The sequence below is a fragment of the Gallaecimonas kandeliae genome (assembly GCF_030450055.1).
Taxonomy (GTDB): Bacteria; Pseudomonadota; Gammaproteobacteria; order Enterobacterales; family Gallaecimonadaceae; genus Gallaecimonas; species Gallaecimonas kandeliae.
On the sequence record NZ_CP118480.1, the window covers coordinates 3,529,704 to 3,554,364 of the forward strand.

General features: G+C 61.4%; 24 protein-coding genes. 14 read left to right on the forward strand and 10 right to left on the reverse strand.

Features of this window, described 5'->3' with window-relative positions; all coding sequences use genetic code 11:
• Window positions 1-44 precede the first annotated feature (44 nt).
• Window positions 45-2,126 carry a M13 family metallopeptidase gene (locus tag PVT67_RS17380; protein ID WP_301495901.1) on the reverse strand — a complete coding sequence of 694 codons (2,082 nt, stop codon included), beginning with the start codon at window positions 2,124-2,126 and terminating at the stop codon, window positions 45-47.
• 231 nt (window positions 2,127-2,357) lie between these two features.
• On the opposite strand from PVT67_RS17380, the gene rimK reads away from it, so the two are divergent.
• The 10 genes from rimK (at window position 2,358) to PVT67_RS17430 (ending at window position 13,138) form a co-directional block, all read left to right on the forward strand.
• On the forward strand, window positions 2,358-3,254 hold the full coding sequence (rimK, locus tag PVT67_RS17385) for a 30S ribosomal protein S6--L-glutamate ligase (RefSeq protein ID WP_301495903.1): 897 nt from the start codon (window positions 2,358-2,360) through the stop codon (window positions 3,252-3,254).
• Window positions 3,255-3,408: 154 nt separating this feature from the next.
• Window positions 3,409-4,677 (forward strand): efflux RND transporter periplasmic adaptor subunit, encoded by a 1,269-nt coding sequence (locus PVT67_RS17390; RefSeq protein ID WP_301495905.1) that lies wholly within the window; start codon window positions 3,409-3,411, stop codon window positions 4,675-4,677.
• A gap of 13 nt (window positions 4,678-4,690) precedes the next feature.
• Entirely contained in the window at window positions 4,691-5,380 is a 690-nt protein-coding gene (locus tag PVT67_RS17395; protein ID WP_301495907.1) for an ABC transporter ATP-binding protein, read from the forward strand.
• A gap of 10 nt (window positions 5,381-5,390) precedes the next feature.
• Window positions 5,391-6,713, forward strand: coding sequence for an ABC transporter permease (locus PVT67_RS17400; protein ID WP_301495909.1), 1,323 nt, complete (start codon window positions 5,391-5,393; stop codon window positions 6,711-6,713).
• A gap of 11 nt (window positions 6,714-6,724) precedes the next feature.
• Window positions 6,725-7,936, forward strand: coding sequence for an ABC transporter permease (locus PVT67_RS17405; protein WP_301495911.1), 1,212 nt, complete (start codon window positions 6,725-6,727; stop codon window positions 7,934-7,936).
• A gap of 9 nt (window positions 7,937-7,945) precedes the next feature.
• On the forward strand, window positions 7,946-9,277 hold the full coding sequence (locus PVT67_RS17410; RefSeq protein ID WP_301495914.1) for a sigma-54-dependent transcriptional regulator: 1,332 nt from the start codon (window positions 7,946-7,948) through the stop codon (window positions 9,275-9,277).
• On the forward strand, window positions 9,274-10,572 hold the full coding sequence (locus PVT67_RS17415; RefSeq protein WP_301495917.1) for a sensor histidine kinase: 1,299 nt from the start codon (window positions 9,274-9,276) through the stop codon (window positions 10,570-10,572). Before PVT67_RS17410 ends, PVT67_RS17415 begins: the two co-directional genes overlap by 4 nt.
• A 516-nt stretch (window positions 10,573-11,088) precedes the next feature.
• A complete protein-coding gene (locus PVT67_RS17420; protein WP_301495919.1) occupies window positions 11,089-11,859 on the forward strand; it encodes an AHH domain-containing protein in 771 nt (256 codons plus the stop codon).
• An 11-nt stretch (window positions 11,860-11,870) separates the two neighbouring features.
• Window positions 11,871-12,419, forward strand: coding sequence for a hypothetical protein (locus PVT67_RS17425; RefSeq protein WP_301495921.1), 549 nt, complete (start codon window positions 11,871-11,873; stop codon window positions 12,417-12,419).
• Between the two features lie 38 nt (window positions 12,420-12,457).
• Complete coding sequence (locus PVT67_RS17430) at window positions 12,458-13,138, forward strand: tetratricopeptide repeat protein (protein ID WP_301495923.1); 681 nt, start codon at window positions 12,458-12,460, stop codon at window positions 13,136-13,138.
• 145 nt (window positions 13,139-13,283) lie between these two features.
• Here PVT67_RS17430 and PVT67_RS18845 read toward each other — a convergent pair whose 3' ends face one another.
• The 5 genes from PVT67_RS18845 to PVT67_RS17455 all read right to left on the reverse strand — a co-directional run bounded on the left by PVT67_RS18845 (window position 13,284) and on the right by PVT67_RS17455 (window position 16,640).
• Window positions 13,284-13,574 carry a YkgJ family cysteine cluster protein gene (locus PVT67_RS18845; protein WP_301495925.1) on the reverse strand — a complete coding sequence of 97 codons (291 nt, stop codon included), beginning with the start codon at window positions 13,572-13,574 and terminating at the stop codon, window positions 13,284-13,286.
• Between the two features lie 574 nt (window positions 13,575-14,148).
• Window positions 14,149-14,424: a hypothetical protein gene (locus PVT67_RS17440; RefSeq protein WP_301495928.1), complete on the reverse strand. Its 276-nt coding sequence runs from the start codon at window positions 14,422-14,424 to the stop codon at window positions 14,149-14,151.
• 140 nt (window positions 14,425-14,564) lie between these two features.
• Window positions 14,565-15,179, reverse strand: coding sequence for an AbiV family abortive infection protein (locus PVT67_RS17445; protein WP_301495930.1), 615 nt, complete (start codon window positions 15,177-15,179; stop codon window positions 14,565-14,567).
• 110 nt (window positions 15,180-15,289) lie between these two features.
• The gene (locus PVT67_RS17450) at window positions 15,290-16,147 is read right to left on the reverse strand and encodes a hypothetical protein (protein WP_301495933.1); all 858 of its coding nucleotides are present in this window, start codon (window positions 16,145-16,147) and stop codon (window positions 15,290-15,292) included.
• A gap of 82 nt (window positions 16,148-16,229) precedes the next feature.
• Window positions 16,230-16,640, reverse strand: a complete 411-nt coding sequence (locus PVT67_RS17455) for a hypothetical protein (RefSeq protein ID WP_301495935.1) — start codon at window positions 16,638-16,640, stop codon at window positions 16,230-16,232.
• 1,083 nt (window positions 16,641-17,723) lie between these two features.
• On the opposite strand from PVT67_RS17455, the gene PVT67_RS17460 reads away from it, so the two are divergent.
• Both PVT67_RS17460 and PVT67_RS17465 read left to right on the forward strand, forming a co-directional pair.
• Window positions 17,724-18,083: a diacylglycerol kinase gene (locus PVT67_RS17460; protein ID WP_301495937.1), complete on the forward strand. Its 360-nt coding sequence runs from the start codon at window positions 17,724-17,726 to the stop codon at window positions 18,081-18,083.
• Window positions 18,059-18,769 (forward strand): phosphatase PAP2 family protein, encoded by a 711-nt coding sequence (locus tag PVT67_RS17465; protein ID WP_301495939.1) that lies wholly within the window; start codon window positions 18,059-18,061, stop codon window positions 18,767-18,769. The genes PVT67_RS17460 and PVT67_RS17465 overlap by 25 nt, the downstream gene beginning before the upstream one ends.
• Here the strand turns inward: PVT67_RS17465 and PVT67_RS17470 are convergent.
• The 3 genes from PVT67_RS17470 to PVT67_RS17480 all read right to left on the reverse strand — a co-directional run bounded on the left by PVT67_RS17470 (window position 18,663) and on the right by PVT67_RS17480 (window position 21,232).
• The gene (locus PVT67_RS17470) at window positions 18,663-19,388 is read right to left on the reverse strand and encodes a sulfite exporter TauE/SafE family protein (RefSeq protein WP_301495941.1); all 726 of its coding nucleotides are present in this window, start codon (window positions 19,386-19,388) and stop codon (window positions 18,663-18,665) included. The two genes, PVT67_RS17465 and PVT67_RS17470, sit on opposite strands and share 107 nt — an antisense overlap.
• On the reverse strand, window positions 19,388-20,662 hold the full coding sequence (locus tag PVT67_RS17475; RefSeq protein WP_301495944.1) for a metal-dependent hydrolase family protein: 1,275 nt from the start codon (window positions 20,660-20,662) through the stop codon (window positions 19,388-19,390). Before PVT67_RS17475 ends, PVT67_RS17470 begins: the two co-directional genes overlap by 1 nt.
• Before the next feature lie 99 nt (window positions 20,663-20,761).
• Window positions 20,762-21,232 (reverse strand): thioesterase family protein, encoded by a 471-nt coding sequence (locus PVT67_RS17480; RefSeq protein WP_336407856.1) that lies wholly within the window; start codon window positions 21,230-21,232, stop codon window positions 20,762-20,764.
• Between the two features lie 125 nt (window positions 21,233-21,357).
• Here PVT67_RS17480 and recQ point away from each other — a divergent pair, with 125 nt between their 5' ends.
• Window positions 21,358-23,184 (forward strand): DNA helicase RecQ, encoded by a 1,827-nt coding sequence (gene recQ / locus PVT67_RS17485; RefSeq protein WP_301495948.1) that lies wholly within the window; start codon window positions 21,358-21,360, stop codon window positions 23,182-23,184.
• A gap of 245 nt (window positions 23,185-23,429) precedes the next feature.
• Window positions 23,430-23,891, forward strand: a complete 462-nt coding sequence (locus PVT67_RS17490; protein WP_301495950.1) for a MarR family winged helix-turn-helix transcriptional regulator — start codon at window positions 23,430-23,432, stop codon at window positions 23,889-23,891.
• A 50-nt stretch (window positions 23,892-23,941) separates the two neighbouring features.
• Here PVT67_RS17490 and PVT67_RS17495 read toward each other — a convergent pair whose 3' ends face one another.
• Window positions 23,942-24,622 carry a pirin family protein gene (locus PVT67_RS17495; protein WP_301495953.1) on the reverse strand — a complete coding sequence of 227 codons (681 nt, stop codon included), beginning with the start codon at window positions 24,620-24,622 and terminating at the stop codon, window positions 23,942-23,944.
• Window positions 24,623-24,661 lie beyond the last annotated feature (39 nt).

Here is a 24,661-nt window from a genome sequence, read left to right on the forward strand (position 1 = left end):
CAAAAAAGGCAGCCACCAGGCTGCCTTTTTTTTATATCAGTCTCTTACCAGACTTTTACCCGCTGCTCCGGGGCCAGGTAGAGCTTGTCGCCAGGCTTGACGTTGAAGGCCTTGTACCAGGCATCCAGGTTGCGCACCGTCAGGGCACGGTACATGCCGGGGGCATGGCCGTCGGTGGCGACGCGCTGGCGCAGGGCCTGGTCACGCATCTTGGTGGCCCAGGTCTGGGCGAAGCCGATGAAGAAGCGCTGGTCGCCGGTGAAACCGTCAATGACAGGGGCTGCCTTGCCGTTCAGGGACGCCTTGTAGGCGTCATAGGCGGCGGCCAGGCCGGCCACGTCGGCGATGTTCTCGCCCAAGGTCAGCTTGCCGTTCACATGCAGGTCCGGGAAGGGCTGGTAGCTGTCGAACTGGCCAGCCAGGGCCTCACCCTGCTTGGCGAAGCGGGCGAAGTCGGCCTTGGTCCACCAGTTGCGCATGGCGCCGGTGGAGTCGAAGGCAGCGCCGTTGTTGTCGAAGCTGTGGCTGATCTCGTGGCCTATGACGGCACCCACGGCCCCGTAGTTGTAGGCGTCATCGGCCTTGGGGTCGAAGAAGGGCGGCTGCAAGATGCCGGCCGGGAAGTTGAGGGCGTTCTGCACCGGCAGGTTGACGGCGTTGACGATCTGGGCGTTCATCCACCACTCGCCCTTGTCCAGGGGCTTGCCGACCTTGGCCAGCTGCTGGGCCGTCCGGACCTTCTCGCCGTTGATCTCGTTGGCGTAGGCGTTGTCGGCGCTCACCTGGTAGCTGCTGTAGTCACGCCAATGGTCGGGGTAACCCACACCCACCACCAGGGATTCCACCTTGGCCAGGGCCTCTTTCTTGGTGGAGGGCGCCATCCAGTCCAGGGACTCCACGCGGTGGTGGAAGGCGTCGATGATCTGGGTGGTCATGGCCTTGACCCTGGCCTTGGCGGAGGCCGGGAAGTACTTGGCCACATAGGCCTCACCCACGGCGTCGCCCAGGTACTCATCCAGGGCAGAGAGGGCGCGCTTGTCGCGGCTGCGCTGCTTGGGGGTGCCGGACAGGGTGGTGCCGTAGAAGGCGAAATGGGCCTGGTCTATGGCGCTCGGCAGCACGTCGGCGTGGCTGTTGATCTGGTGGAATACCAGCCAGTCTTTCCAGGCCGCCAGGGGCTCGGAGGCCACCAGGGCGGAGAGGCCGGGGATGGAGCCGGCGTGGTAGGCGGCAAAGCGCTGCTGCTGGCCGAGATGGGCGGCGGCGAAGAAGGCCTGCCAGTCGATGCCGGGGGCCTTCTTGTCGAAGTCCTTACGGCTCCAGATCCCGGAAGACTTGGCGAAATCTTCGCTGTCTTCACGGCTGACGTGGGCCTTGGCGATCTTCATCTCCAGGGCAAAGATGCGGTCGGCGCGCTGGGCGGCGTCGTCGACACCGGCCGTCTTCAGCAGCGTCTCGATATAGGCGCGGTAGGCAGTGCGGATGGCCTGCATCTTGGGGTCGGCCGACAGGTAGTACTCACGCTCCGGCAGGCCCAGGCCCCCTTGCAGCACGTAGGGCAGCACTTCACCCGGGGTCGCCAGGCCCTGGGTCACGAAGAGGCCGAAGAGGTTCTCGGTGAAGAAGTTGGTGGCGTTCAGGGGGTCCACGTCGACCCGCAGGTTGGCGCCCAGCACCTGGGACAGCTGGTGCCTGTCCTTGATGGCGGCGTAGCGGGCCAGGTCGGCCTGGACCGGCTTCATGCCGGCGGCGTCGATGGCCTGGGTGTCCACATAGGCGTGGTAGAAGTCGGCGATGCGGGCGTCATCGGAGCCGGCCGGGTGGGCTTCCTTGACCAGCTTGGCGATAAGCGCCGCCTTATGGGTCTCGGTGGCGTTGAAGGCCTCCAGGAAGGAGCCGGTGGCGGAACGGTCGTCCGGGATCTTGGTGGTCTTCATCCAGTTGCCATTGGCATAACCGTAGAAGTCGTCGCCGGGCTTGACGCCCTTGTCCATGGCACTGAGATCGATGCCGATATCCACCTTCTGCTGCTGCGCCTTGGGGGCAACGGCGACGTTGCTCTGGCAGCCGCCGACAGTGCCCAGTACCGCCGCGCCAACCAGGACGCCAGCCAATCGCTTCTTCATGAGCCTTACCTTTGATGATGAGGGACGAATCGAAGGGCCAAGCTTACCTTAACGTCAAGGCACCGGGGCACTAAAAGTGTGATGGGATGTGAGCTGGGCAAGGTGAGCCGCAGCTAGGCCAAAAGCCCAGGAAAATCATGCGCACCCGCTCCCCGCCGCGGTCGTTGCAGACTAAGATGGCAAGGCCGCCGGGCAGCCCGGCCGGCGACCCATCGCAACCAAGGAGCCCCCATGCGTGTGGCCATACTGTCCGCCAAGGCCGAACTCTATTCCACCCAGCGCCTCCTGGCCGCCGCCGCCGAGCGGGGCATGGAGGCCATGGTGGTAAGCCCGGTGGGCTGCTACATGAGCCTCAACAGCAACGGCCCCCAGATCCACCAGAAGGGCCAGGTGCTGCCGGCCTTCGACGCCGTAATGCCCAGGGTGGGACCCGAGCTCACCTTCTTCGGCGCCGCCCTCTTGCGCCAGTTCGAGGCCATGGGGGTCTATACGCCGGTGTCCGCCGCCGCCCTGCAGCGCTCCAGGGACAAGCTGCGGGCCCTGCAGATCCTCACCGCCCAGCAGATCCCCATGCCCGTCACCGCCTTCGCCCATGTGCCGGACGACATCCCCGACCTCATCGAGATGGTCGGCGGCGCGCCCCTGGTGCTGAAGCTGCTGGAAGGCTCCCAGGGCATAGGGGTGGTGCTGGCCGAGACGGCCCAGGCCGCCAAGAGCGTCATCGAGGCCTTCATGGGGGTCAAGGTCAACATACTGGTGCAGGAATACATCAAGGAGTCCGCCGGCCGGGACCTGCGGCTGCTGGTGGTGGGCGACAAGGTGGTGGCGGCCATGGAGCGCATCGCCAAGAACGGGGATTTTCGCGCCAACCTGCACCGCGGCGGCGAGGCCAGGGCCGTGAAGATCAGCCCCCAGGAGCGGCGCCTGGCGGTGCAGGCGGCCAAGAGCCTGGGCCTGGGGATCGCCGGGGTGGACCTGCTGCGCTCCGACCGCGGCCCCCTGGTGCTGGAGGTCAATTCCAGCCCCGGCCTGGAAGGCATAGAGGCGGCCACCGGCCTCGACATCGCCGGCATCATGATGGACCACCTCATCGAGCACAGCCGCAAGCGCCGCAAGCGCGACGTCTAGGCGCTGTCCGGCCTGACCGGATGTCCCCAGGCCGGACAGCGGACAGTGAAAACGGACAGTGTCCGCCGTCCGACCATTTAAAAAGCCCTTATTTATCAATGATTAAATGTTTGGCACGGTCTTTGATATAGGTCCTGTAACCAAGGAGGACCCCATGATCAAAGACACTTCCGGGCAGGACGTAGTGATCCAGCACCGGCGCCCCTACAAGAAATGGCTGGGCACAGGCCTGGCCCTGGTGCTGCTGGCCGGCCTCGGCTGGGCCATCACCGGCTGGCGGGACAGCGCCAGCGCCGACGCCGTGGCCGCCCGCCAGGATCTGCGCCTGGCCAAGGTGACCCTGGGCGACATCCAGCGCGACATCAGCGTCCAGGGCCGGGTGGTGGCCGCCAACAGCCCCACCCTCTACAGCCCGGCCCAGGGCATAGTCACCTACCAGATCAAGGCCGGTGACAGCGTCAAGGAAGGCCAGGTCATAGCCCAGGTGGACAGCCCCTCCCTGACCTCCAACCTCAAGCAGGAAGAAGCCAACCTGGCCCGCATGCAGGGCGAGCTGGAACGCCAGCAGATCCAGGCCAAGCGCCAGACCCTGGAAAACCAGCAAGCCGCCGATCTCGCCAAGGTGGACCTGGAAGCGGCGGACCGCGAGATGCGCCGCGCCGAACAGTCCTGGAAGAAGCAGGTGATAAGCCAGATCGACTACGAGAAGGCCAAGGACGAGCTGGCCCGTGCCAAGCTGCGCGCCCGCCAGAGCCAGCAGAACGCCGAGCTGGGCACAGAGATGTCCGCCTTCGAGACCAAGAACCTCAAGCTGCAGGTGGAACACCAGTCGCTGCAGGTGGCCGAGCTGCAACGCCAGAGCGATGAGCTCAGCGTCCGCTCCCCCGTGGCCGGCATGGTCGGCAACCTGGCCCTGAACCAAAAATCCTCCGTCACCGCCCACCAGGCGCTGCTCACCGTCGTCGACCTGTCCAGCTTCGAAGTGGAAGTGCAGGTGCCGGACAACTACGCCGACGACCTGGGCCTGGCCATGCCGGTGGTGGTCAACGTCAACGGCAATGACTGGCAGGGCGAAGTGGCCGCCATCAGCCCCGAAGTCATCGGCAACCAGGTTACGGCGCGGCTGCGCTTCAAGGGCCAGAGCCCCGGCAACCTGCGCCAGAACCAACACCTGACCGCCCGCATCCTGCTGGAAAGCCGCAACCAGGTGCTGGCCCTGCCCAGGGGCGCCTTCGTGGACGCAGACGGCGGCCGCTACGCCTTCAAGCTGGACGGCAACAAGGCAATCCGTACCCCCATACGCCTGGGCGCCATGGGCCTCAAGCAGGTGGAGATCCTCGAAGGCCTCAAGGCCGGCGACACCATCATCATTTCCGACACCAGCCGCTTCAAGAAGGCGGACACACTCCTGATCACCGAATAAGAGGGACATAACCATGTTGCAGATGGACCAGATCCGTAAGATCTACCGCACCGAGATGATTGAAACCCACGCCCTGCGCGACTTCAGCCTGGAGGTGAAGGAAGGGGAGTTCGTGGCCGTCACTGGGCCTTCCGGCTCCGGCAAGACCACCTTCCTCAACACCGCCGGCCTGCTGGAAAGCTTCGACGGCGGCAAGTACATGCTGGACGGGGTGGACGTGTCCAACCTCAGCGACAGCGATCGCTCACGCCTGCGCAACGAGAAGATCGGCTTCATCTTCCAGGGCTTCAACCTGATCCCCGACCTCAACCTCTTCGACAACGTCGACGTGCCCCTGCGCTACCGCGGCTTTGGCGCCAAGGAACGCAAGGCCCGCATCGAGGACGCCCTGGAGCGGGTCGGCCTGGCCGCCCGCCGCCACCACCTGCCGTCCCAGCTGTCCGGCGGCCAGCAGCAGCGCGTCGCCATAGCCCGGGCCCTGGCCGGCAAGCCCGCCTTCCTGCTGGCGGACGAACCCACAGGTAACCTGGACTCCATGATGGCCCGCCAGGTGATGGAGCTGCTCGAGACCATCAACCAGGCCGGCACCACCATCGTCATGGTCACCCACGACCCGGATCTGGCCCGCCGCGCCCAGCGCAACATCCAGATCGTCGACGGCCAGGTGTCCGATTTCGCCTTCGACCAGGCCCGCCGCGCCTGAGGAGCTGACCATGTTTGCCTACTATTTCCGACTGGCCTGGCTGTCCATCCGCAAGACCCCGGTGATGTCCGCCCTGATGGTGCTGGCCATCGCCGTGGGAGTGGGTGTGGCCATGACCACCCTGACCCTCCAGTACATGATGTCCAAGAACCCGCTGAGCGATAAGAACGGCGTGCTCTACGCCGTGCAGCTGGATGCCTGGGGCCCGGACAACCCCTACAGCAACACCGCCAACCAGTTGCCTGACCTGCTCACCTACCAGGACGCCACCGCCCTGTTGCGCTCCGACATACCGGTGCGCCAGGCCGCCATGCACCGCTTCGGCGGCGCCGTCCAGGTCCCCAACAGCGACATTCCCGCCTACCTGGCCGACGCCAGGGTCACGGGCCGGGACTTCTTCGGCCTCTTCAAGGTGCCCTTCCTCTTCGGCGGCCCCTGGAGCAAGGACGCCGACACCCAGCCCACTTTCCAGGTGGTGCTGGGCAAGGCCCTCAACGACCGCCTTTTCCACGGCGACAACAGCGTCGGCCGCACCATGCTGATGGACGGCAAGCCCTTCACAGTGGTCGGCGTCATCGACAACTGGGAGATGACCCCCAAGGTCTACGACGTCTCCAACGGCGCCCTCAACGACGTCGAAGAGATGTACATGCCCTTCGGCCTGCACCGCACCCTGAAGATCGACACCTGGGGCAACACCAACGGCTGGAAGCACGAGGACCTGAACACCTACGAGGGCTTCCTGGGCTCGGAGCTGGCCTGGCTGGAATTCTGGGTGGAGCTGCCAGATGCCGAGGCCAAGGCCCGTTACGAGCAGTTCCTGACCGCCTACATAGCCCAGCAAAAGGCCCACGGCCGCTTCCCAAGCAAGCGTACCCCCAGCTTTGCCCTCAGCCATCCCGATGAGTGGATGAAGATCAACCAGGTGGTCAGCAATGACAGCAGGGCCCTGAGCCTCTTGAGCCTGGCCTTCCTGCTGGTGTGCGTCATCAACACCGTCGCCCTGCTGCTGGCCAAGTTCCTGCGCAAGGCCCCCGAGGCAGGGGTACGTCGGGCCCTGGGTGCCAGCCGCGGCGCCATCTTCGCCCAGCACCTCATCGAGAGCGGTTGCATCGGCCTGATGGGCGGCGTCCTGGGCATAGGCCTGACCCTGCTCGGCCTGACCAGCCTGGATCACCTGATCCCCGGCCAGGTGGACAAGGTGGCCCGCATGGACTGGGTGATGCTGTTGGCCGCCGTCGGCCTAGCCATCCTCGCCAGCCTGCTGGCCGGCCTCTACCCTGCCTGGCGCGTCGGCCGTACCAACCCCGCCTATTACCTCAAGACCCAGTAAGGAGAAGGATCATGTGGCATACAGGCCCCATACTGCGCGCCCTGTGGCGCAACAAGGTCGGCGCCCTGCTGGTCGTCATCCAGATGGCCCTGACCCTGGCCATCGTCAGCAACGCCCTGACCATCATCGACCAACGCCAGGCCCTGATAGCCAGGCCCACCGGCATGGCCGACAGCGAGCTGTTCAGCCTCAACGCCTACCCCAGCGTCAAGCAGCCCCTGGACCAGGGCAAGGTGCAGCAGGATCTCGACAAGATCCGCGAGCTGCCGGGCGTTATCGACGCCACCCTCATCAACCAGATCCCCATGTCCGGCAGCGGCTCCTCCTCCGGCTTCCGCACCGCCGACGCAAATCCGGACGGCCAGCATGTCCCCGCCGCCGTATTCAACGGCGGCACCAACATCCTCAACGTCATGGGACTCAAGCTGGTCAAGGGCCGCGACTTCACCCCGGCCGATTACCATGTCTCCGCCTACGGTTACACCCAGGACGCCCCGGCCGTCATCATCACCCAGCAGCTGGCGGACGAGCTCTTCCCCGGCAAGGACCCGATCGGCCAGTCCATCACCCGCGACAGCGGCCTGATGGAAGTGGTAGGGGTGGTGCAGACCATGCTGGGCAGCTGGCCGGAATGGAACCACGCCGGCAACGCCGTCATCACCCCGGACTTCATAACCGACCTGGTGATACCCCACTACCTGATCCGCACCAAGGCCGGCAGCCGCTCCGAGGTGATGGGCAAGGTGCAGGATCTGCTGCTCAAGGTCGATCCCAACAGGGTGATACTGACGGTGCGCACCATGGACGAGTGGAAACACAGGGTCTACGCCCAGGACATCGTCATGGTGGGTGTGCTCAAGGCCTGCATCACCATACTGGCGATGATCACCGCGCTCGGCATCACAGGCCTGACGGTGTTCTGGGTCAACCAGCGCCGCAAGCAGGTGGGCACCCGCCGCGCCCTGGGGGCCACCAAGGCGGCCATAGTGCGCTACTTCCTGGTGGAGAACGGCATCATCTCGGTGGTGGCCACCCTGGTGGGCACAGGCCTTGCCCTGGCATTGAACCGGCTTCTGGTGCAGCATTACCAGCTGCCGGCCCTGCCCCTGGGCTACCTCCTTGGCTCCCTTGGCGCCCTGGTGGTGCTGGGCCAGCTGTCGGCGCTGCTGCCCGCCTTCAAGGCGGCGCAGATCCCGCCGGCCACGGCCACAAGGAGCGTTTAAAAAGGCACTATGGATCGCATTCTCATCATCGATGACAACCCGGCAGTGGGCCTGGCCCTGGGCCTGCTGCTGAAGGTCAACGGCCTGGAGGCCGAAAGCGTCCTGACCCCCCAGGCCGGCCTGGCAAGGCTGGCCCAGGGGGACATCAGCCTGGTTATCCAGGACATGAACTTCACCCAGGACACCACCAGCGGCGAAGAGGGCAAGGCCCTCTTCTTCGCCATCCGCGACCAGCACCCTGACCTGCCGATCATACTGCTCACCGCCTGGACTGAGCTGGAGACGGCCGTGACCCTGGTCAAGGCCGGCGCCGCCGACTACCAGGGCAAGCCCTGGGACGACACCAAGCTGATCGCCACCGTCAAGAACCTGCTGGAACTGGCCGAACTGAGCCAGCAGCAGCAGGCCAGCCAGCGCGCCCTCTCCAAACGGCGCCTGGAGCTGGCGGCAAAATTCGACCTGGCGGGCCTCATCTACCAGTCGGACGCCATGCAGCGGCTGGCGGAGATGGCCACCCAGGTGGCCCGCGCCGAGGTGCCTGTGCTGATCACGGGTCCCAACGGCGCCGGCAAGGAAAAAGTGGCCGAGCTCATCCAGCGCAACTCCAGCGCCGCCGGCGGCCCCTTCATCAGGGTCAACGCCGGCGCCCTGCCCCTGGAGCTGATGGAAGCCGAGCTGTTCGGCGCCGAACCGGGCGCCTATACGGGCCTCACCAAGACCCGCATCGGCCGCTTCGAGGCCGCCGACGGCGGCACCCTCTTCCTGGACGAGATAGGCAACCTGTCCCTCTCCGGCCAGATGAAGCTGCTGCGGGTGCTGCAGACCGGCGAGTTCGAACGCCTGGGCTCCACCCAGACCCGCAAGGCCCAGGTGCGGCTGATCTCCGCCACCAACACCGACCTGCCGGTGGCCATCCGCGACGGCAGCTTCCGCGAAGATCTCTACTACCGGCTCAACGTCATAGAGCTGCGCCTGCCGCCCCTGCGGGAGCGCCGCGAAGACGTGCTGCCCCTGGCCCGCCACTTCCTGGCCGGCCGCCCCCTGAGCCTGGACGCCTGCCGGGCCCTGGAGGCCCATGACTGGCCGGGCAACGTCAGGGAGCTGGAAAACTGCCTCAAGCGGGCCGCCCTGCTGGCCCCGGGCGACCACATAGAGGCCGGCGATCTCAACCTGCCGGCGCCGCGCCTCAGCCGCCCCAGGCCCGCCTTCGAGCCGGACGAGGCCCAGCTGCGCCAGGCCCTGCAGGACGCCCCCTCCATCGCCGAGGCGGCCCGCAGCCTGGGCTTGTCCCGCCAGGCCCTGTACCGGCGCCTGGAAAAATACGGGATAGCGCCGCCATGACATTGGAAGCCAAACTGTCGCTGGTGCTGCTGGCCAGCCTGCTGACCCTGGCCGGCAGTTCCGGTCTGCTCTTGGAACTGGGCTGGCCGCCCTGGCTCAGCCTGCAACTGGGGCTGCTGGCCGCCCTGCTGGCCGGGCTCTTCCTCGGCCGCCTGGTCACGGCCCGCCTCAACCAGGGCCTGGACGCCCTCACCACTGGGCTGCTCAATTTCAAGGACAACGACTTCTCGGTGTCCCTGAACTACCGGGGCCATGACGAACTGGCCAGGCTGGCGGCCCTCTACAACGAGTCGGCCATCCGGCTGAGCGCCGAGCGGGCCCACATCTACCAGCGCGAGCTGATGCTGGATACGGTGCTGCAGAGCTCGCCCATGGCGCTGCTGCTCTGCGACGACAAGGAGCGTATCCTCTACGCCAACCCCGCCGCCAAGCAGCTGCTGGCCGGCGGCCACGCCATCACGGGGCTGCACCTGGCCGAACTGACGGCCTGCCCCCAGGCCCTGCTGGAAGCCATAGCCGCCCCCCAGGACGGCCTCTTCACCCTGCCCCAGGAGCCGGACCCGGAGATCTGGCACCTGTCCCGCAGCCGCTTCCAGCTCAACGGCCAGCGCCACCAGCTCTACCTCTTCAAGCAGCTGACCAGGGAGCTGAGCCGGGCCGAAGTGGGCACCTGGAAGAAGCTCATTCGCGTCATCAGCCACGAGCTCAACAACTCCCTGGCCCCCATCGCCTCCATGGCCAACACAGGCCGCCAACTGCTGCAGAACCCCGACACCGCCCTGCTGACCCAGATCTTCGACACCATCAGCGAGCGCAGCGAACACCTGCACCGCTTCCTCCAGGGCTATGTGCGCTTCGCTAGGCTGCCGAACCCCCGCCAGGAGGTCATCGAATGGCAGCCGCTGCTCTCCAAGCTCCAGGATCTGGTGCCCTTCCGGGTCCGCGAGGCCCTGCCCTGTGACCACGGCTGGGCCGACCCTGCCCAGCTCACCCAGGTGCTGGTCAACCTCCTGAAGAACGCCGCCGAGGCCGGCTCTGCCCCCAGGGACACGGAACTGGCCATCCGCCAACAGGGCGGCTGGCACTGCCTGGAGGTCTGCGACAAGGGCAGCGGCATGAGCGAAGCCGTGCTGACCCAAGCGCTGCTGCCCTTCTATTCCACCAAGAAGGGCGGCACCGGCCTGGGCCTGGCCCTGTGCCGGGAAATCGCCGAGGCCCACGGCGGCCGCCTGAGCCTGGAGAACCGGGCGTCGGGGGGATTGAGGGTGAGGATCTGGTTGCCGATGGCGAGTTAGGAGAGATTGGCTGGCGCCGCTGGGGGGAGTTGTTCTGCCTGAGGCTAAGAATGGCGGAGTGCAATTCTCACACTCCTCTTTGATTTGATAGTGCATTTATACGCAGGGGGGCGCCCCTGCATGCGCCCTACTTTCTTGATGGCCAAGAAAGTAGGCGGGGCCTCCCAGGCAAAGAAGCCCCCCCCTGGACGCCGCCCTGCGGGTACCCTCGCCTCCGGTCGTTTGCCGCAGACCGCTTCATACGCGGGTCCAACCACGTATTCAGCTCTCTCGGCGTCCCTGCCTCGAGTCTGCTCCCACTCCCTACGGCTCGGCGGCTTTAAGGGGGAAAAGTGGCAGCTTTGTTTTGGTTTGAGTCCCAAGGATGGACGTCCCCTTCAACGTGAAAAAGGCAGACGAAGCAGCCACCAGTCTGTGGCTGGGCACTTTCACAAATGCTGTATCAGCTAAGGGCTGTTGCAATGATTGGATGGTGAGGTATGTTCTTTGCACCTATATGTGACGCAAGGATGCATCATGACTTATCCCTACAAGCCGTTAGCGGCCCCGGTAAGGCCAGAGAACCCTACCCCGCTCGAACTCGCCATTTACCAGTTTGAAAAGAGATGCGCCGAGTACCACTCCAAGGAGCGGGCACAAAAAGTAGCCAATCTTTCACCAAAAGAACAAGCCAAGTTCAGCGAAAACCAACGATTGGAATGGGAGCATCTTCAGAACCTGAAAGCGGCCCTGATAGCTCACGACATAGCGACACCTGCTAAGCAGCCCTTGGCCGACTACCGCCAGGCAGTCACAAACAAAACGCTGACAGAGCGTCTCCAAGAGCCACATCACCCTCCAAAAGTACTTGCCAGAAACTTGGAAGCCGACGGCGACCCTCAGCCGAGCCCTCGATATGCACCGCATCACATCATTATGGGCAAAGGCCGGTACAGAAAACCTTTGATGTCCGCCGCCAGGCTTAATCTGCATTTACATGGTGTTGGTATCAACGACTCTGTAAATGGCGTTTGGCTAGTACACAACCGAGCAGAGTCAGAACTGTGGAGAACTGATAATTCCACCGGGGAAAAACCCAAGCACTGGGCAACACCAGATGCACCGGTCCACCTTCCGATCCATACCTACAACTACGAAACCTGGATTTACTCCCAGTTTGGACCAAGGGGAATACCTAAAGAGTCCTTCCTCAGATCTCTGAAGACAGTTAAAGTTCAATTGAAAACAGGTGCTTACCCACAGATGATAGAGGAACGCCCAAGCAAAGACTGGGATGGTAAAGCATGATCTATAAACTGATGGAACTTCCCTACCATTACAAAAGTCTGGATCTCGACATGCTGACTCTGTTTGAGAAGGTAGGGAGTGAAAAACTGGGGCTAAAAATATTCCAGCAGTCAGATACAAACCTCTCTCTTGTAGAGGACTGGGTACCCTTTGACTGTAGCCTGTTTGAAATGCCTGAAGCAGAAGCTTTGCAAAAGCCAGATATCTTTCTCTGGTTGGATATCTATCTGGTCCTGAACAAAAAGGCTTATGATACCTTAGCGCCCTCCTTAAATAACTTTGGCGAGTTCCTGCCACTAACTGTAAATGGTGAGCCTCACCACCTATTCAACTGCCTGATATTTGGTCAGGAGAATGAGGCTAAAACGACTTATAAATACGATGCCGGTATCCCGACAGGACTAACACATTTGGAGTTTGTCGAAGAGGATAAGATCCTATTTAAATCCCAGATTAGTTTTTGTGGAAGTCTGTTCTGCAACGATAACTTCAAGATGCTCTGCGAAGAGAGCTTCATCAAGGGGCTGAGATTTGAAGAAAACTTGCTAACAGCCTTTTAGATATCACCGGCATTCAGAACAAATACCACATCGAACCGATGAATAAAAAGGCATCCATCATTGTTTTTCTTCTTGCTGTCATTGGAGGTGTTTTTTTCCTCAGTGGAGGAAAAAAATCACCCTCTATGAAAGAAGCAGAAATTGCATTCAGAAAAGCTGTCAGCATGCAGGAAAGCGTCGTGCCTGGAGATAAGCGATATGACGAGTTTTTAAGCTTGCTGAAAGAATCTTCTGATCTTCATTATCCTATCGCGCAATTCCGGTACGCAGAAATACTCTTGAAGGGACAGGGGCTCAAAAAGGATGTTCCCGAAGCATTGAGGTTGCTCAATCAGTCCAAAGAGAAGGAACCCAGAAGCAAAGAGCTGCTGGCTCTTATCTATCTGCAGGAAATAGGGAAAGGAGCTGTTGGAAGGGACACGGTCAAAGGGATCGGCCTGCTGACACAAAGCGCCGCTGCAGGTCTCATGACCTCCCAATACCTGCTGGGGACCTTCTACCTACACGGTGAAAATGGTCTCGATAAGAGTACCCTGCAAGCCTATTACTGGCTAAGAAGGGCGGCAGAACAGGGGGACAAGGTATCGCAGCTGACCTTGGCGCGCCTGGTTGGCCAAGGTTTCGAGGTTCCGCCCGATGACAAGCGCAGCAAAGCCTGGGAATGCCTGGCTAACAGTCAAAAGGGGTTTGATTCTTTTGATCTCTGCAAAGATGGCTGACAATGATAGCCAATCCAATAAGGCTCAGAGAGTGAAGCCATCCATGGCTCCGGAGTCTCTCTAGCAGGATTAGGGGATATTGGTAAGCAACTGATTTAAAAAAGTAAAATGGGTATTCTGACGAGGAATACAGCTAAAACCAAGCTTACCTCAGCTCGGCCCTTTCCTCTCGGCATTCATATGAACCCATTTCGAATTCCCGGCAGATCCAGGGCCGGTTTTCATAGATGGTGCACATGAAAGTTTCCCTGTCCAAAGCCGAGCACCAACCATCGGCCAAGCGCAACATGGTTTCACCGCCCCACTTATCCAAGGCTATGTGCTGCCTGGGAACGCCTGTATCACTGATGATCATGACCTCCAAACGACAACAACAAGCCTGACAATTCGAACAGGACACCTCAGGCTCGGTTATGTTTTTAACAGCAATGGTCATAAATACCTTCAATCGGCGCTATCACAGCATGGTACTCCAAATCGCGATTTTTTATTGGTATTTATAACCGGTTGAATTGAATACCATAATTAAAGAATGGTACCAGCCAGGGCCTGGCCCTCTGCCGGGAAATAGCCGATAACTGGGCTTCGGGGGGAGAGGATTTTGCCTGGCGGCGGCTGGTGGGAGTGCCGTTGTCTCTGCCGAGGGAATGGGTTTTCTAATTTCGGTCTTTATTTCAATTTGATAACGCTTTTATATGCCGGGTCCCGCCCCGGCGGGCGGGATACTTTGTTTTCGCACAAAGTATCCAAAAGCACCGCCCCAAAACGTTACGCGATGTCCTTACCTCTGGTCGCTTGCCGCTGACCGCTGCGTACGGTTCCCGACGCGTCCTCCGCTCGCTCGACATCCCTGTCTCGCGCCAGCTCACGCTCCCGACGGTAAGGCGCTCCACTTAAAAGGGGCTCCGGGGCCTCACCCGCTGGAGTTCGTCGGTTTGCCTTAGTTCCGCTTCGCCTGGAAGGATGGTTAGAACAATTAAAAAGACTCAAACCACGTACTGGCTGAAACCCTAGTCTATGGAGATGGGGATTTTCTTGCGGATAACGGTGGGAATATCCAGTAACTCTTCTCTTGCAGTGGAGTCCATGCCCCCGTCCAGGGGCTTTAGTGTGGTGCCCACAACCTCTTCCAAGGCCTCAAAGCTGACCCCGAAAAAACGCGACGCCGTCATCAGGCCCTTGATGTACTGCTTTTTCTCACGCTTCCTGGGTCCATCCTGGGCTGGGATCAGGCTGTACTGATGCAGTTCGTTTTTCAGATAGGCGAGAAATTCCTGCTCACTCATTGTCGACACCTTTTCAATCGCAATTCATAAAGCGGATTGGGAAATTTTGGAATGTTTTCCGCCATACAGCTTATTTTCTGTAAGTTAGTGATGCGTGTCCGTTAAAGCAGGTGAGGTCCACAAACGATTTGAACCATTTGTTAGCTGCCTTTAAGTGCATTTTCGACTTCCGAATATATCGAATCAGTCATGTCGCAAACTTCTGATGCTTCGGCGGTCATGCCCCAGAACTCATCACAAAATATCTCAATTGCAATCAGTAAATGTTCGGCAGCTAATCGGAGCGCTATGTTGCGAGCTGGGATATGCAAGCCATCGTTGTTTCGCGAAAAATAAAGAGACTCTTCCCTGAGGGATGAGTAGTCGCCAGACTCATATTTTTCGAATATTTCTTTGGCTCGCTCATGGCCAATGCTATTCGCAATGCGGTCGCCGCTTAAATAAATGGGGTCAACTGCAATCTTATGCTTTGTGCCATGGTTGAAAAGTGGGTCTTTTCCTCTCCGTACCTTTTCGCGACTTTCTCCCCATGAGCGCATATGACCAGATTTAATTTTAGCAATTTCTTCAAATACTGTGATGGTTAAGAAAAGAGATGGAGCAAAGCTGCCGTTTTCAAACAATATATATGATGCTCGGATTAGGTCGGAAACGTGGTCAACTGCAGCATTATATTCTTCACGGCCATGCAAGCCGGTGTATTCATCTGATACAACCAGGGAGGCTTTATGTGCTAAGTGGGGTCCCTTTTTCACCATGTTTCCTCCTAAGCAGCTAACATTTGACGTGAGGGGCGACCGGAGCCGCAAAGCGGCGGAGGGCATTTGCAAGCGCAGCTTGAAAACCGTCCCTCTCGACGGAATTGTTAGGCTTGCATGTCTTCGATATACGAAGCCAAGTGGTCTGGACGATCAGTTTCAATACCTAACTCGGAAAAGATTGAAACTAATTTCTGAACTTCATTGGTCATGTTGCGGCTAAAAATTGTATTTGCAACTGTGGCTACAAAAGGAACCATGCATTCTCTTATGTGAGACTTTACGAGATCGTGGTTGCCAGCATACTGATAATCAATGGTTCCACTGCGAGGGGGGTTAATTGCAGTATTACCCACATCCCTGTTGCCGAAGATAAAGTTTCTGCCCTCTATTTCTTCAAACCTACCGATTGATGCAAGCCTTTGGTTGCGCGTTTCAATTTCTATGGCCGGCTTCATAACAGAGTATGCCCAAATGCAAAAATCTGGGTGTCTGGAGTCATCTATGCTCCAAGACATCAACGGATCTCCTAGGGAGAAAAAGCTATCACCAGGGTCGTTCTCCATATCATCATCCAGCACGAATATATATTCATCGACCATGCTCAAGTGTATAACACGATGCCAATGATTTAATGTATATACATGCGCCGTTGACGTGTCCCGATCTATTACTACCGGAAAGTATGGAATAACTAGCTGCCTCAACCAATTAACGCCAATCCCTTTGATGTGAAATCTGGCGGCGCTCGATATTTTTACTTGGAACATGCAGGATTGCTCAGCACTGTATGTTCTCGACGACTGCTTTAGAAGCGTCCCAATAAAATCTATTCCGAAATCTTCCTCTTGGTCGACGCGGGCTACGGCCATAAATGGCCTGAACAATTCAATTGCCAATCCCTCTGCAATTTGACCCGGTCTGAAATTTCTGGCGATCTGTCCGCCAGCGTTATCACTTGCCATAGCTGTACTCTTTTATCGTGCCTAACGACCAAGGTCACCCGACCAAAACCGCATCGCGGTTTTGGTCGGGTGAAGCGCCTGGTTAGGGATTTTTGTCGCCAACGTCATATGGGAATTCCAATGAATCTATCCATTTTTTAAGTTTCCCTTCACCAAATGAAGTATTGTTTGGCTTATATAACTTTACTGCCTTTCCTTCTTGTGGTGGCGTACCAAAACCCGTATTCGGGTCATGACCTGTTGTGGACTGGATATCAAGTGTAAAGCAGCTTAGTGGACGTTTGCTTTCGATTAGATACTGCCTGAACAAGGTTAATGCCGGTACAACATGATTAAACCAGTCCTCAACGGGTTGATCTGCAGTTCCTAGTTTTGGATATCTGTATGAGCTACCTCCGAGATTCTGCCAACCCAAACGTTCAAAGAAGCTTTGGATTCTGTTTCGCTCTTGTGGCGGAGCCCCTTGGATATCGAATGTAATTACAACTGGCATGTTCCCCCTCTCTTTAAATCCCTAACAGCGCAATAGTGCGCATGCTCGTTTTGTCTCATTAGACCAGCGCCTGAAAAGCCGTGCAACGCGCTGATCTCCCTATACATTTCATGTATCACTGTCAGAACTTCAGGGATGAAAGCGAGCCTGCGCGTTATCCTTCCATCCTTGACACAACATCCCTGAAAGAAGCTGGCGATTTTCAAGGTGAAAACCGAACCTGCTGGTGGATGGCTCTATTTCGCCCCGTTAAGCGCAGCGCTGAGGCGTCGGGAGTGGAAGGCCAGCCGAGACAGGGATGTCGAGGCAGGTGAGTACGTGCCGGGAGCGCGTATGAACCGGTGGCCTGGGAGCGACCAGAGGCGAAGAAGCAGCGGAGCGTGGGGCCGGGTTTTGGGTACTTTTGCCGCAAAAGTACCGCGCCTGCGGGGCGCCCCCCGCAAACAAAAAGCCGTGCCGCCGGGGCGGAGTTCGAAATGAAAGCACTGCTTTCATGCAGCTTCGCGCGACAAAATCGCCGGGAGCGATTTTGAACATCGGAGCATAGTGACGATGATCCAAAGGGCGAAGACCATGGATGGTCTGAGTAACCTCTGGAAGGGCGAGCCGGAATGAACCGCCATGGACGGCTTCCAGCTCGGGATCCGCCTGTAGCGGCAAGCTACCCAGGCACATTCAAGACACGCTACCGCCCTTGAGTTCACGGGCCCCACCATCCCTTTGACTTCCTTGTTGTCCCAGCCCCCTAGACAAATCCCCAATGAGATCCCTACTCCTGACCCATCCCTGGCGGGCCTCCCGGCTTATTGCCGTCCCTGACATCTATAAAGGCGACAAAACCAACCTAACCCCTTAACAGCAAAAGGTAAACCAGCAAAGCAGGCTACTACCAGAAGGCCTTCCCTGGGCCACACTATCAAGCAGCTTAAGCCTATAAAGGTGGGAAGCATGGCAAGGCGATGCCGGCCAGCAGCGGCCATGGCACCCGCAATGCCATAAAGACCGCCACACCATTGTGGTCAAACCAAGCATCACCTAAGATGCCCCCGCATCCACAGGGGCATGATTGATGAGGGGTCTAAGATGAAACCTGGGCATAGCGGCGTGAAACGCCTCTGGCTGGCCAGCCAGTATTCCTGGCAGGGGCTCAAGGCCGCCTGGCGGGCCGAGGCGGCGGTGCGCCAGGAGATACTGCTGATAGCCGTGGCGGTGCCGGTCAGCTTCTTCCTGCCGGTCAGCCCCCTGGAGCGGGCCCTGATGATAGCAAGCGTGCTGCTGGTGCTGGTGGTGGAGCTGCTCAACTCCGCCATCGAAGCGGTGGTGGACCGCATCGGCGCCGAACACCACGAACTCTCAGGCCGCGCCAAAGACATGGGCTCGGCGGCCGTCCTCATCACTCTGATCATGGCGGTGCTGATATGGCTCGGTATCCTCTGGCACTGATCCTCGGCTGGGCCCTGGCCTTGCTGCTGGCGGCCTGGCACGGCCCCGACTTCTGGCTGGCCGGCCACTTCTACCAGTGGGAAGGGAACCAATGGGCCCTGCAGGAGAACTGGCTGATCAAGGGCTTCATCCACAACCAGGGCCGGCACCTGGTGGCCCTGGGTTATGTGACGGTGCTGGTCGGCATGGCCTGGAACTGGAAGAAGCCGTCCGGCCGCCGCTGGCGCTACCTGGCCCTGACGGTGCCGCTGATCTTGCTGGCGGTGGGCGCGCTCAAGCATCTCACCAACATGGACTGCCCCTGGAGCCTGGCCCAGTTCGGCGGTGACAGGCCCTTTATCGGCCTCTTCGACAGCCGCCCCGCCGGCCTGCCCCACAGCCAATGCTTCCCGGCCGGCCACGCCAGCGGCGGCTATGCCTGGCTGGCCCTCTACTTCGCCATACCGGGGCGGCGCAAATGGGCGCTGCTGCCGGGGCTCTTCCTGGGCCTGTCCTTCGGCATAGCCCAGCAGCTGCGCGGCGCCCACTTCCTGTCCCACGACGTCTGGACTGTGATGCTGAGCCTGACGCTGAGCTACCTCATGGCCCGCTGGCTGCTTCCCACAGCAGTTCCAGCGCCAGCGCCGTCAGCACCAGCTGAAACAGCAGGTGAAAGCGCGCCTCGGACAGACGCCCCAGGGTCCTGAGCCCGAGCCAGGTGCCCGCGATCCCGGCCAGCAACATGGCCAGGATCTGCGGCCACCAGTCCCGAAAGGCGAAACCCGCCAACCCGAACACCAGCGCCTTGGGGGCATGCTGCACCACCATGGCGCAAGCGAAGGTGGCCACCGTCTGGAACCTGTCCGAGCTCCTGGCCTTGATGAAGGCCGCCACCAGCGGCCCCGAGGCCCCCACGAACAACGACACGAAGCCGGTGCCGGCCGCCGCCAGGGCCAGGCCCGCCCTGCCCAGCACCCTCTTGGGCAACTTGGGCCCCCAGCAGAGGTAGAGCACGAACAGCGCTATGGCCAGCTGCAGCACATTGCCCGGCAGCCGCACCAGCACCAGGCTGGCCAGGGCCGCCCCCAGCAGGCTGAAGGGGACGAACACCGCCAAGGTGGGCCAATGCACATGGCGCCAGGACAGGCTGGCCCGGCCCAGGTTGGAGCCCAGCTGCACCAGGCCGTGCACCGGTATCACGGCGGCCGGCGGCAACAGCAGCGCCATGGCGGCGATGAGGATGGCGCCGCCGCCGGCCCCCATGCTGGCGGTGACGAAGGAAGTCGCGGCCGAAAGCGCCGTCAGGCCCCAGAAGGTCCAGTCCATCAGGGCCCCTTGACCAGGACGCCGGCCTTCATCACGAAGCTCACCTTTTGCATCAGCTTGATGTCCTGCAAGGGGTCACCCTGCACCGCCACCAGATCGGCGAGCTTGCCGGGGCTGACGCTCCCCAGCTCGTCATCGACCCCCAACAGCTCCGAGGCGTTGCGGGTGGCGCAGAGGATGGCCTGCATGGGGCTCATGCCCCCTTCCACCATGTACTGGAATTCCCTGGCGTTCTGGCCGTGGGGATAGACGCCGGCGTCGGTGCCGAAGGCGATCTTGAGCCCGGCCTTGACGGCGCGGCTGAAGGTCTTTTCGATCTGCGGCCCTATGGCGAGGGCCTTGGGGCGCACCATCTCCGGGTAGTAACCCGCTATCTCGGCGTTGGCCGCCACCGTCTTGCCGGCGATGATGGTGGGCACGTACCAGGTGCCGGCCTTCTTCATGGCCCGCATCACCTCGTCGTCCATGTAGGTGCCGTGTTCTATGGAGTCGACCCCGGCATGGATGGCTCTCAGCATGCCCTCCTTGCCGTGGGCGTGGACGGCCACCTTCATGCCGTAGTCCTTGGCCGTAGCCACTATGGCCTGCAGCTCGTCGTCCATGAACTGGGGATTCTGGCCGGATCTCTCCACCGACAGCACGCCGCCGGTGGCGGTGATCTTGATGAGGTCGGTGCCGTCCTTGTAGTGCTGGCGCACCGCCTTGCGGGCCTCAATAGGGCCGTTGATCACCCCCTGGGCCGGGCCAGGGTCGCCCATCAGCGCCCAGCTCAGGCCGTCGGTGGGGTCGCCGTGGCCGCCGGTGGTGGAGATGATCTTGCCGGCCGCATAGATGCGGGGCCCTTCGATCTCCCCCTTGTTGATGGCGTCGCGCAACGAGAGGCTGACGTTGTCCACGTCGCCGACGTCCCGCACCGTGGTGAAGCCCGCCTCCAGGGTGGTCTTGGCCAGGCCCACGGCCCGCAGGGCGTAGTCGGCGGGGTTGAAATGGGTGCCTTCTGCATAGCTGTTGGGGCCGGGCTGGAAGCTCAGGTGGACGTGGGCGTCGATGAGGCCCGGCATCAGGGTGGCGCCCTTGAGGTCTATGACCTTGTCCCCCGGGCCCGGGGCGACATAGCCGGCCTTGACGGCGCTGATCTTGTCGCCGTCCACCACCACAGTCTGCTCGGTCAGCAGCTTGCCGGTGCCGTCGATCAGGCGGCCGGCCTGGATCAAGGTGGCGGCCTGGGACCCGAATGCCGCCATCAGGGCGGCGGCCAGCATTGTCTTGCGCATGGGGTTGCTCCTCCAGTGGGACTGCACCCAGTCATAACAAGATGTTTACAGCCGGTCCCAGGCCCTGCGACCAAATCCCGCCCCCTTGCGGCGGACGGTTCAGCCGACCATGTAGGTGCCGGTGCCGAAAGCCAGGTGGTCGCCGGCCTCGTTGTGCAGCTCCATGCGGGTCACCGCCACCTTGTTGCCGGCGCGGATCACCTGGGCGGTGGCGACGAATTCCTGGCCGCGGCCGGGGCGCAGGTAGTCGACGCGCATGTCGATGGTGCCCATCTTGCCGAACTTCTCGGCCAGGGCCTGGACAGTGGCGCCGTCGAACTTGTCGGACACCGAGGCGATGGCGGCCATGCCCCCCACCACGTCCAGCACCGAGGCGGTGACGCCGCCGTGCAGGATGCGCTGCACCGGGTTGCCCAGCAGTTCCTTCTTCATGGCGAAGCGCACCTCGACGGCGTCCGCCTCGTAGCGGGTCACCTTGAGGCCAAGCACCTGGTTGAAGGGCATCTGGGCGGTGAAGAGATCGCCGATAAAGGCCAGGATCTCGTCGCGGCTCAATGGGGTCTGGGTCAAAGTCGTCATTTCCTTAAATCCTACTTCTTTGAATCTTCTGAGTTTTATTTTCAGCAAGCGGATGCTGACGGCCCACCAGAAAGACAAGGCTCCCTCCTTCCATTACAATGGCCGGCGCTATGAGCATGTCCCAAGCCCCCGCTTTTGTGAAGTCCTCCGATGAGTCGCCACACGCCGTGTTGGCGTCGGTTTTCGGCTACGACAGTTTCAGACCCGGCCAACAGGAGGTGGTTGAGGCCGTGATCGCCGGCCGCGACGCCCTGGTGATCATGCCCACAGGCGGCGGCAAGTCGCTGTGCTACCAGGTGCCGGCACTCAGCCGCCCCGGCACCGCCATCGTCATATCGCCGCTCATTTCCCTGATGAAAGACCAGGTGGACCAGCTGCTGGCCATGGGGGTCAAGGCGGCCTACCTGAACTCGGCCCTTTCCCGCGACCAGCAGCTGCGGGTGCTGAACCAGCTGCACCACGGCGAGCTGGATCTCCTGTACGTGGCGCCGGAGCGGCTGATGCAGCCGGACTTCCAGCAGCGGCTGCTGGAGATACCGCTCAGCCTCTTCGCCGTGGACGAGGCCCACTGCATCTCCTCCTGGGGCCACGACTTCCGGCCCGAGTACCTGATCCTGGGCCAGCTCAAGGCCAATTTCCCGGCCGTGCCGCTGATGGCCCTGACCGCCACCGCCGACAAGGCCACCCGCCAGGACATACTGCAACGCCTCAACCTGGACGGGCCCCTGGAGCACCTGTCCAGCTTCGACAGGCCCAACATCCGCTACCTGGTGGTGGAGAAGTTCAAGCCCTTCAACCAGTTGCTGCAATACATCCAGGGCCAGAAGGGCCAAAGCGGCATCATCTACGCCGGCTCGCGCAAAAGGGTGGACGACATCGCCCAGAAGCTGCGCGGCCAGGGCTTCAACGCCGCCGCCTACCACGCCGGCATGAGTAACGACGAGCGCCAGTTCGTGCAGGAGGCCTTCCAGAAGGACGAGGTGGACATCGTCGTCGCCACCGTCGCCTTCGGCATGGGCATCAACAAGCCGGACGTGCGCTTCGTGGCCCACTTCGACCTGCCCAAGAACATCGAGTCCTACTACCAGGAAACGGGCCGCGCCGGCCGTGACGGCCTGCCCGCCGAGGCCTGGATGCTGTTTGAACCGGGCGACGTGGCCAGGGTCAGGAGCCTGATCGAGCTGTCCGAAAACGAGGCCCAGCAACGGGTCGAGCTGTCCAAGCTCAACGCCATGGCCGGTTTCGCCGAGGGCCTGACCTGCCGCCGCCAGGTGCTGCTCAACTACTTCGGCCAGTACAGCGGCGAGCGCTGCGGCAACTGCGACATCTGCCTGGACCCGCCCCAGGCCCTGGACGGTACAGAGCTGGCCCAGAAGGCCATGAGCTGCATCTACCGCACCGGCCAGCGCTTTGGCCTGGGCCACATAGTGGAAGTGCTGCGCGGCGCCCAGACGGCCCGCATCAAGGAGCTGGGCCACGACAAGCTCAGCACCTGGGGCATCGGCAAGGATCAGGGCCACGACTACTGGGTCAGCATCATCCGCCAGCTGATCCACCACGGCCTGGTGGCCCAGGACATCACCCGCCACGGCGCCCTGACCCTCACCGAGGCGGCCAGGGCCGTGCTCAAGGGCGAGCGGCCCCTGATGCTGGCGGTGCCGCGCCTGGTGACCCGGGTCAAGCAGAGCAGCCGCGCCACCGACAACAGCGCCGCCGACAAGGTGCTCTTCGCCCGCCTCAAGAAGCTGCGCAAGCAGCTGGCAGACGAGTTCGAGGTGCCCCCCTACGTGGTCTTCAACGACGCCACCCTGGCGGAGATGGCCAGCCAGTTCCCCACCTCCGACGCCGAGTTGCTGGCGATCAGCGGGGTCGGCCAGACCAAACTGGCCCGCTACGGTGAACCTTTCCTGGGTTTAATAACGGATCACCTCAATAAGGGCTAAGGCTGGCGGAGTGGCCGTCAGGGCCTTACTCCGACCATCCCTGGTCTTCGCCCTTCGGATCATCGTCGTAATACGCCGATGATCAACATCATTCCCGATGATGTTGTCACCTTACCCAGCCTTCTTCGCTGACGCCCTTGGCACCCGTTCTCACCACCCTTTTAAAAAGCCTCTGGTCCTGGTTTGCCTTTCGCCTATTAGTCAACTAAATTGACTGTCAACTTACCTGACTTATGGAGGCGACCATGACGGACAAGAACCCCTGGTACCAGGACATCAGCACCCCGGCGCTGCTGCGCCACGCCCGCAACACCTACGGCGGCGCCATGCGCCAGGCCCTGGAGGAGGCGGGCTTTGAGGACATCCCCGGCAACGGCCTCTACCTCATCGGCGGCCTGGCCCAGGGGGCCGGCGATGCCCCCCTGGGGCAGCTGGTCAGGGAGCTGCGCATCACCAAGCAGGCGGCGGGCCAGCTGGTGGATACCCTGGTCAGCCGCGGTTACCTGCAAAGGACGGTGGACGAGCAGGACAGGCGTAAACTGGTGGTGAGCCTCACCGAGCGCGGCCAGGCCGCCGCCGAGGTCCAGACCCAGGCCCGCCAGCGCATCGATCAGGCCCTGCTGGCGCGCTGCGGCCAGGCGGAGGTGGACAGCCTGCGGCACGGCCTGGCGACCCTTATCGAGCTGGGGCGCGAAGCCAGGGACTGACAGAAAAGGAAAACCCCGCCGCGGCGGGGTTTTAACTGTCAGCACAGGGCTCAGGCCGGCACGTCGAAGGCCAGGAACCAGGCCTCGCCGTCGGCGCTGAACCGGCGCTCCTCACCGGCGCTCAGCTCCAGGCCGTCGCCGGGGCCCAGGCGCAGCTCGCCGGCGCTGATGCCCCCCTCGATGACGTGGAGGTAGCGCTTGCGGCGGCTTTCGGCCTTGAAGGCCACTTCATCGCCGGCATCCAGCCGGTACTGGGCCAGCTCGGCGTCCTGGTTGATGGCCATCAGGCCGCCGCTGCCTGCCAAGATCACCTTGCCCTTCTGGTCCGGCACCTGGGCTTCTTCATAGCTGGGGGCCAGGCCCTGGCTGTGGGGCCTTATCCAGATCTGCAGGAAATGCACGTGCTCGGTGTCCGAGCCGTTGTATTCGGAGTGGCGGATGCCGGTGCCGGCGGACATGCGCTGCACCATGCCGGGCAGCAGGTGCCCTATGTTGCCCTGTGAGTCCTTGTGGGTCAGCTTGCCGCTCAGCACCACCGAGATGATCTCCATGTCGCTGTGGCCATGGGTGCCGAAGCCGGCCCCCGGCGCAACGGTGTCGTCGTTGATCACCAAGAGGGCGCCGCTGCCGGTCCACTGGGGATCGTAGTGGTGGCCGAAGGAAAAGCTGTGTTTGGAGTCGAGCCAGCCTGCTTTGGTGGGCAGGCGGCTGCCGGCGGGACGAATACGCATCATTGCCTCCTTTGTTGAGGACAATATGACCCGAAAGTA

Excerpts from the sequence above, each read along its gene's own strand:
- PVT67_RS17380 (WP_301495901.1), bottom strand. The coding sequence starts at position 2,126 with ATGAAGAAGCGATTGGCTGGCGTCCTGGTTGGCGCGGCGGTACTGGGC.
- rimK (WP_301495903.1), top strand. The coding sequence starts at position 2,358 with ATGCGTGTGGCCATACTGTCCGCCAAGGCCGAACTCTATTCCACCCAG.
- PVT67_RS17390 (WP_301495905.1), top strand. The coding sequence starts at position 3,409 with ATGATCAAAGACACTTCCGGGCAGGACGTAGTGATCCAGCACCGGCGC.
- PVT67_RS17395 (WP_301495907.1), top strand. The coding sequence starts at position 4,691 with ATGTTGCAGATGGACCAGATCCGTAAGATCTACCGCACCGAGATGATT.
- PVT67_RS17400 (WP_301495909.1), top strand. The coding sequence starts at position 5,391 with ATGTTTGCCTACTATTTCCGACTGGCCTGGCTGTCCATCCGCAAGACC.
- PVT67_RS17405 (WP_301495911.1), top strand. The coding sequence starts at position 6,725 with ATGTGGCATACAGGCCCCATACTGCGCGCCCTGTGGCGCAACAAGGTC.
- PVT67_RS17410 (WP_301495914.1), top strand. The coding sequence starts at position 7,946 with ATGGATCGCATTCTCATCATCGATGACAACCCGGCAGTGGGCCTGGCC.
- PVT67_RS17415 (WP_301495917.1), top strand. The coding sequence starts at position 9,274 with ATGACATTGGAAGCCAAACTGTCGCTGGTGCTGCTGGCCAGCCTGCTG.
- PVT67_RS17420 (WP_301495919.1), top strand. The coding sequence starts at position 11,089 with ATGACTTATCCCTACAAGCCGTTAGCGGCCCCGGTAAGGCCAGAGAAC.
- PVT67_RS17425 (WP_301495921.1), top strand. The coding sequence starts at position 11,871 with ATGGAACTTCCCTACCATTACAAAAGTCTGGATCTCGACATGCTGACT.
- PVT67_RS17430 (WP_301495923.1), top strand. The coding sequence starts at position 12,458 with ATGAATAAAAAGGCATCCATCATTGTTTTTCTTCTTGCTGTCATTGGA.
- PVT67_RS18845 (WP_301495925.1), bottom strand. The coding sequence starts at position 13,574 with ATGACCATTGCTGTTAAAAACATAACCGAGCCTGAGGTGTCCTGTTCG.
- PVT67_RS17440 (WP_301495928.1), bottom strand. The coding sequence starts at position 14,424 with ATGAGTGAGCAGGAATTTCTCGCCTATCTGAAAAACGAACTGCATCAG.
- PVT67_RS17450 (WP_301495933.1), bottom strand. The coding sequence starts at position 16,147 with ATGGCAAGTGATAACGCTGGCGGACAGATCGCCAGAAATTTCAGACCG.
- PVT67_RS17455 (WP_301495935.1), bottom strand. The coding sequence starts at position 16,640 with ATGCCAGTTGTAATTACATTCGATATCCAAGGGGCTCCGCCACAAGAG.
- PVT67_RS17460 (WP_301495937.1), top strand. The coding sequence starts at position 17,724 with ATGAAACCTGGGCATAGCGGCGTGAAACGCCTCTGGCTGGCCAGCCAG.
- PVT67_RS17465 (WP_301495939.1), top strand. The coding sequence starts at position 18,059 with ATGGCTCGGTATCCTCTGGCACTGATCCTCGGCTGGGCCCTGGCCTTG.
- PVT67_RS17470 (WP_301495941.1), bottom strand. The coding sequence starts at position 19,388 with ATGGACTGGACCTTCTGGGGCCTGACGGCGCTTTCGGCCGCGACTTCC.
- PVT67_RS17475 (WP_301495944.1), bottom strand. The coding sequence starts at position 20,662 with ATGCGCAAGACAATGCTGGCCGCCGCCCTGATGGCGGCATTCGGGTCC.
- recQ (WP_301495948.1), top strand. The coding sequence starts at position 21,358 with ATGTCCCAAGCCCCCGCTTTTGTGAAGTCCTCCGATGAGTCGCCACAC.
- PVT67_RS17490 (WP_301495950.1), top strand. The coding sequence starts at position 23,430 with ATGACGGACAAGAACCCCTGGTACCAGGACATCAGCACCCCGGCGCTG.
- PVT67_RS17495 (WP_301495953.1), bottom strand. The coding sequence starts at position 24,622 with ATGCGTATTCGTCCCGCCGGCAGCCGCCTGCCCACCAAAGCAGGCTGG.